General features: G+C 46.7%; 7 protein-coding genes. 4 read left to right on the forward strand and 3 right to left on the reverse strand.

Annotated elements, in window-relative coordinates:
- On the reverse strand, positions 1-713 hold a 713-nt coding region (locus ACTXGO_RS07855; RefSeq protein ID WP_443573960.1), incomplete at its 3' end, for a TSUP family transporter.
- Between the two features lie 377 nt (positions 714-1090).
- Between ACTXGO_RS07855 and nhaA the strand changes: the two genes are divergently transcribed.
- Positions 1091-2290 (forward strand): Na+/H+ antiporter NhaA, encoded by a 1200-nt coding sequence (nhaA, locus tag ACTXGO_RS07860; protein ID WP_443573962.1) that lies wholly within the window; start codon positions 1091-1093, stop codon positions 2288-2290.
- A gap of 160 nt (positions 2291-2450) precedes the next feature.
- Positions 2451-3755, forward strand: coding sequence for an oxygenase MpaB family protein (locus tag ACTXGO_RS07865; protein ID WP_443573965.1), 1305 nt, complete (start codon positions 2451-2453; stop codon positions 3753-3755).
- A gap of 21 nt (positions 3756-3776) precedes the next feature.
- Here ACTXGO_RS07865 and ACTXGO_RS07870 read toward each other — a convergent pair whose 3' ends face one another.
- Positions 3777-4526, reverse strand: coding sequence for an NUDIX hydrolase (locus ACTXGO_RS07870; protein ID WP_317199207.1), 750 nt, complete (start codon positions 4524-4526; stop codon positions 3777-3779).
- Between the two features lie 153 nt (positions 4527-4679).
- Between ACTXGO_RS07870 and ACTXGO_RS07875 the strand changes: the two genes are divergently transcribed.
- Both ACTXGO_RS07875 and ACTXGO_RS07880 read left to right on the forward strand, forming a co-directional pair.
- Complete coding sequence (locus ACTXGO_RS07875) at positions 4680-5195, forward strand: HPP family protein (protein ID WP_317199208.1); 516 nt, start codon at positions 4680-4682, stop codon at positions 5193-5195.
- 416 nt (positions 5196-5611) lie between these two features.
- Positions 5612-6175, forward strand: a complete 564-nt coding sequence (locus ACTXGO_RS07880; protein ID WP_443543167.1) for an NUDIX hydrolase — start codon at positions 5612-5614, stop codon at positions 6173-6175.
- 102 nt (positions 6176-6277) lie between these two features.
- On the opposite strand, the gene ACTXGO_RS07885 is transcribed toward ACTXGO_RS07880, so the two are convergent.
- Positions 6278-7150 (reverse strand): insulinase family protein (locus ACTXGO_RS07885; RefSeq protein WP_443573964.1); only part of this gene is annotated, 873 nt, incomplete at its 5' end.

Here is a 7150-nt window from a genome sequence, read left to right on the forward strand (position 1 = left end):
ACAATCACTGGACGAATCAGCTTGCTGCCGCCTTTGACCACCATATGTGAGCCAAAATATGCGCCGATGATCTGTCCGACCATCATCGCAAGACCCACTTTCCACAGCACATTACCGCCCAAAATAAAAAATATCAGTGAGCCTATGTTGGTCGATAGATTTAGCACCTTTGCCGCGCCTGTGGCCTCAATAATCTGCCGACCGCGCAGCGCCACATTCCCTAGTGCAAAGAACATCCCTGTGCCCGGGCCAATGTAACCATCATAAAAGCCGATGAGTGGCGCGACTACTTTTTGCCATTTGCCCTCTGAGATACGTGGCGCGGCGTGCACCTCCCCTAGATTTGGCGCAAACAAAGTATAGATACCGATAGCGGCAATCAAAAAGGGAATAAGCGTCTCAAGCAGATCTGGCGGCGACAACTGTACGGCAATTGTCCCTATGACTGAGCCGATGAACGCGGCGATAATCGCCACTTTGATACGGGCAGGCTTTACCACGCCCTTTTTTATCATAGTGATGGACGCCGCAAGCGCCCCTGACGCTGCTTGCAATTTATTGGTGCCAAGGGTGAGTACAGGCGGAATATTGGCAAGGAGCATGGCAGGTATGGTCAGCAAACCGCCGCCGCCTGCGATAGCGTCGATAAAGCCTGCTAACGCCGCGACTGCCGTTAGCATCAAAATCACTTCTAAAGATAGCGATATATCCATAAAACTTGCCTTAGTATTACCATCAGATGTATCGCTAATGAGATATTAATGCCGAATCAATAGCACTATAAAAATGGTGAAATCAAGCAAAGTCTGTTAAATTTGGTATAACTGACTCACTAACGCTTACGCACACTATCATGTCAACGCGTTATATTCTATGATAAAGACTTTGAAGATTTGCGATCAAACAGCACGCTATTATAAAAGAAAACAAGCATAAGAATATTAAAAATTCAGCTATCACACTCAAATATATAGGCAATCTAAACACGCTATTATCATTTTTGATACGAAGGTTTTAATAAGTATCATCAAATAAGATGGTATAAAGGTCGTCATTTGAGTGTAGTGTATATTTTGCAGATGAGGATTTTATGGCAATACGACGGATCAAGGCATTTTTTGAATTTGAGGCGGCAGGTGGTATTATTTTAGCCCTAGCTGCCATTGCTGCAATGATTATTGCCAATACCCCACTGAGCGAATGGTATAACGGCTTTATTCATGCGCCCGTTGCTATCCAATTTGGTGATTTTGAGATTGCAAAAGATGCACGGCACTGGATTAATGATGGTCTGATGGCGATTTTCTTTTTTTTGGTAGGACTTGAGCTCAAACGCGAAGTTTTGGTTGGCGAATTATCCAATCTCAAACAAATCATTTTGCCTGCAGGCGCGGCTGTCGGCGGTATGATCGCCCCTGCTATTGTGTACATCCTGTTTAACTACCATGAGCCTGAGTACCTCAAAGGCTGGGCGATTCCTGCTGCAACCGATATTGCGTTTGCGCTTGGTATTTTAAGTTTACTAGGCAATCGCGTCCCCAACTCGCTCAAGATATTTTTGGTCTCTATTGCTATCTTTGATGATATTGGCGCCATCTTAATCATTGCGCTATTTTATACCAATGATCTATCCTTGTTCTCTTTAGCGGTTGCAGGCGCTTGTTTGCCGTTCTTATACATCCTTAATCGCCGCAACGTGACCAATATTACGCCTTATATTTTCTTTGGCATTATTATGTGGATTGCTGTGCTCAAATCTGGCGTCCATGCGACTTTGGCAGGGGTTGTTTTGGCTTTGTTTATCCCGATGTTTGATCGCACTGATCCTGAGCACTCGCCCTTAGAGGAGCTTGAGCATGATCTACACAACACCGTTGCCTTTGCTATTTTACCGCTGTTTGCTTTTGCCAACTCCGGTATCTCACTCAAAGGTGCTGGCGTTGAGGAGCTTTTTCACTCCGTCCCATTAGGGATCGCAGCAGGTCTATTCTTAGGTAAGCAGATCGGTATTATGTTTATGTGTTGGCTGATATTCAAACTGGGTCTCTCAACCATGCCAAAGGCGATGAACTTTAAGCAAATCTACGGCGCAGCCTTGCTTTGCGGCGTAGGCTTTACGATGAGTTTGTTTATCGGTGGTTTGGCTTTTGGCGGCGGTACGCCTATGTTCGATGAGCGCTTAGGTATCATTATGGGTTCAATCGTCTCGGGGGTTGCAGGGTATCTGATGCTCAAGTACACGCTAAAAGAAGAGGTCAGCAACACTTCTGTTGATTTGACTCGCCATTGATTTTTCGCTAAACAACAGGCGTATTACCAGTCCAAAAACCAACGCTGAACTGGTAATGCGCTACCAATTTATGACACACGCTTACTATTAAAGTCACGCATAATGGTACATTACTATTATGACTGCAAAAGACCCCAATGACTCCTACGACTCTACTATAATGTCCAAGACCACTAGCACCAAGACGACTAGCACCAATTATCGGCGTCATGGACGCACAACGTCTATCGATGACCATAGCGATTTACAAGTGCTGCGCCGTATCAAGCGCTATTTATTGCCCAAAGACTTTGTCATCTCGCAGCGCCTGCTCGATGAGATCGTCGCAGGCTACGATATTGGCGACCCTATTGCCGATAGCTTGGCAGGTGACGGTATACGGTTTGCCAAGCCATTAGAGCAATCCATTTTGGGCGACTCTACACCCAATACCCGTACAGCCAACCACCCCTCTTTTGTCGCACTAACTGAGCAGTTCAGCGCGCAGCCCTCTTGGTTTGATCCTAAACTTGCTGAGATTGGGGCTATTGCTTATCGGCGCTATCCTTTGATGCTGATCTGGCTACTGCGCAACGTGGCACTCATGGCAGGCTATAGTATCCCAGCGCTATCACTACCGCTATTGCAAACTGGCGCGCTGATGCATGATGCGCTGCCGCGTCTGATGCGCACGTATGCTTATATCCTCGCTGTATCTGAGCATCCGCAGTTGTCAGATGACACGCGTAATATAGATCATGTGTTAGCTGTTGGCTCGGAGGGCTGGCGCCAGTCCATCAAAGTGCGTCAAGTACATACCTTGGTACGTCAGAGCCTGCTTAAAGGCAAGCTTAAACTATCAGATGATGTGATCGCACACAAGGCTCAGCACCATAATGCAGATGGGAGTTGGAATAGCGATTATTGGGGCATTCCGATCAATCAGACTGATATGATTGCCACTCATTTACAGTTTTCACTGCTGATTATGCGCGGTCTTAGATTGCTTGGTGCACGCATGAGTAACGAGGAGGCCGAGGGCATTTTGCACTTATGGAATCTTGCCAGTTATTGGATGGGGGTGGATTTGGAGCGCTTGCCAAAAGATGAGGCGGCCTGCTGGGAGTGGCTCTATACTTATCTGTCTATTCAGCAGCTTGATTTTAAAATGGGACAGCCTTTGGCTAAGGCGCTGCATGATTTGCCGCGTCAGCTGATGGGCGAGGACAATCGCCGCGGACGCTTTGTCGAGATGGTCAATGCCAGTGTCACGCGTACCCTCGTTGGTGACGATATTGGCGATGGTTTAGATCTGCCCAAATCAAAAATTCGCTTTGGCGTGCTATCCTCTGTGCCGATTTTGTTTGCCTTAGATACCGCGCGCCAGCACAATGCTACCGCCGCGCGTAAGCTTGAAGCGTTTCGCGCTAAGCGTCAGGATAATATGAACTGGTGGCTCAAAAAGAATGACAACTATTATAAATAGCTGCATAAGGGTGGGTCGCATTTAACGACCAATATCTAGGCCAGACTCTTGCATGCGGTAGTACCATTCCAGTTGCCTATCAAAGCCGGTCTCAAGTAAGCTTGCCAATACTTTACCAGTAAGCCCCCAAACAGTCTCACCTTCAATCTGCCAGCTGGGCGTTACGATAGTCGCGGTCTGCTCCATCATCGTATACTCGATGGCATACTCGATAGTCGGCTGAGTTATTAAGCGCTCAAAGTCTGCCCAAAATATCCGTGAAATCTCCCCAATCTCAGGCACTAACTCTAAATTTGGCTCAATCAAAGCCACAATTGGGCGTACGCTCATGCCACTCTTTGAGGTTTGGATGGGCAATTGACCTAGCAGTTGCACCTTATTCGGTGGTAGCGCGGTCTCCTCGCAAGCCTCACGCAGCGCGGTTATTACATTGTTGCCGTCATAATGCTCATGCTTACCGCCAGCGCAAGACACCTCACCTGCGTGGCTATTCATGTGCGCGGCGCGGCGGGTTAAGAGTAGTCTAGGACGCGCCTCGTTAGTGATGGCGACCAATATTGATGCATCTGCAATAGGCGTCTGATACAGACGCTCTAAAATACGCGCGCTTTGAGAAGCGTGATCGGTATCATGGCGCAAAGCTTGCGTCATGTGACCAAGCATATCGTATTGCATACGTTCGGCCAATTGCCTGAGCACAGGCTGATGGATATAGTCGGGCAGCGCCACTGACAAGTCATCAGGGAGGATAAGCTGCTGCGGTATGGTCATTATTATTGCCCTATAAGTTTAAAATGAGTACTAAATGTCATAACGTTATTATCAACGAGAATCAAAAGGCTCTACTCTTGATGTATAAAATATCTGCGCGTAGTAGAATAGCCGCGCTTTGATATTTGTTGTTATACGATTTAGGATACCCCTGTGAATAAGATTTTTTCATTGAGCAAGATGCAAGGCAAGCTCGATGACTGCCCTCAAAGATTGCCACTATTTATTATCGTACTCGCTTGGCTTGGAGGTACGCTTGCTACAGCAGCACTTGCACTAATAGGCGACTGGCAAAACGTGGCTATGATTTTGGGATCTTTTGGTGCCAGCTGCTTGCTTATCTTTGCTTACCCAGAGAGCCCTTTTGCTCAGCCTAGAAATATCGTCGGCGGTCATTTTATTACGACCTTGACTGGCTTAACCTTTATGACCTTATTTGGTATTGAATGGTGGAGCCTGGCTCTCGCTGTCGGTACGGCTATTGCACTTATGCTATTGTTTCGAGTACCGCACCCACCAGCAGGCTCAAACCCGTTAATCGTGATGCTTGGCGGGGTCAAATGGCACTTTTTGATTACGCCAACGTTGATAGGAGCAATCGCTTTAGTGATAGTCGCCCTAATTTATAATAATATTGGTAGAGGCCGCCACTATCCAAGATATTGGTAAGGGTTCACAACTTCAAAACTGCATTTAAAAGACCACATCAGTACAGACTAGCTGACTTTGACACTTGCTGCATGTGCTTTGTGTGACTACGCATTGCTTACTCTTTTTTTAAAAGCTTGCTGCGTATAATATCAAGGCTCAAGCGATATAATAGATCAATATACTGATACATACATGCTACTGGTATGAATTCTCCTTGCTGACTTGGCGCTTTGCACTTAAGAGGCCTTAAATTATACTAGTAGCTCTGCCCCATATTGGGTTTAAGGTAATTTAGTTTTTGTGTTACAACCGCCGTTTAAGTGCAGATGACAAATGGTGTATTCCTGTTAGCAGCGCTCAGTTTGCTGCCAATTTGTGCTATCTTAGATTAATAAAAGCGCAACCTCTAAAATTTACCAAAAAAGGCTGTAACTATGCAATTTTGTCTCAATTGTGGCCATGAAGCTGAGCGCAAGATACCTGCCACTGACAATATGCCGCGCTTGGTTTGCCCCAACTGTCACTACATCCACTACGAGAACCCAAAAGTGATTTGCGGCTCTTTAGTTATCCATGAGGATAGAGTATTGCTGTGTCGCCGAGCGATTGAGCCGCAATATGGGCTGTGGACGATACCTGCAGGCTTTATGGAAAATGGCGAGACGATGGCGGAAGGCGCTGCTCGCGAGAGCTTTGAGGAGGCAGATGCCGTCGTCATTAACCCGCAGTTATATTGTCTATATGATATCCCTGATATTGGTCAAATATATGTCATTTACTTATGTGATCTAAAAGACGGCGCTTATGGCATTGGCTCTGAGAGTCTCGATACGGCTTTATTCAAAGAAGAAGATATTCCTTGGGATGAGATCGCCTTTGAAGCGGTACGCCGGACTTTGACCAGCTATTTTGCTGATCGCAAACAGTTTGATGAGGTTAAGCAGTTCCCTATTCATCAAGATTATGTCGGTAAAGACAAGAGCATCAAGCGTTACTAAAAATGTTTATGGTGAGCACACAATAAGCGACTCTATCTAATTAAAAAACCGCCATCCTAATAAAGACGGCGGTTTTCTTGTGTCTATGACTAAACCCACCTTTTAGCTCTTAATTTTACATACTTTAAAGCCTAGCGCCTTTATATCTTCTTCTTTATCAAAGGGTGCAAGCACTGAGCGCACGTGCTGTTGGCCTTGTAGATACTGCCCAGCGACGCGCTGTAAGTCTTGAGTCGTGACCGCTAGTATCGCCGCGCGCATTTTGCGTTGCCACTCAGGACCGCGGTGATGTAGATTAGTGAAGCAGGCTTTGATCGCCTCGCCTGCAGGTGAGCCTGGCTTATCCATACCAGAGATAATCCCTAGTATCGCCTCCTCTAACTGCTCATCCGTTTGCGGCTCATTAATCAGCCACTCGATACTGGCATCAAAGTGCGCGAAAGTCTGCTCACAATGCGGATCACGGTAACTAAAGAATTTAAAGGCGCAGGCATTGGCATCATAACCCGCCCCGCCGCCATAAGCGCCGCCGCGCTCACGAATAGCGCTATGCAAATAGCCATTACGTAGATAAGGCGCTAATACCATTAAAGCTGCAGTATCTGGATGGTCGGCGGCAGGGACAGTGTAGGCGCTAGCGTTATGATAGACATTGGTGGCGACAAGCCAAGCAATATCCTCTACGATAGGATTATGCTCAAGCCTATGCGCCGCGTCCACCTCGCCATTAAGTGTAGCATCTAGAGTCAAAGCGCTAAATTCACTTGGAATATCAGCATCCGTTAACGCAGGCTTCACACTTGATGCCGCACTGTCCTTCCAACTATCGACGATAAGCTGACTTAAACGCTCAGTTTGCTCAGCTTCACAGACGATAATGGCGTGCTTAGGTAGACTGATTAGACGCTGATGTAAGTCCATCAAACTCATTGCAAGCTTGTCCCATTGCGCCGCGTCATCGCTGGCATGACCCAA

It is taken from the genome of Psychrobacter sp. T6-1, from assembly GCF_052258445.1.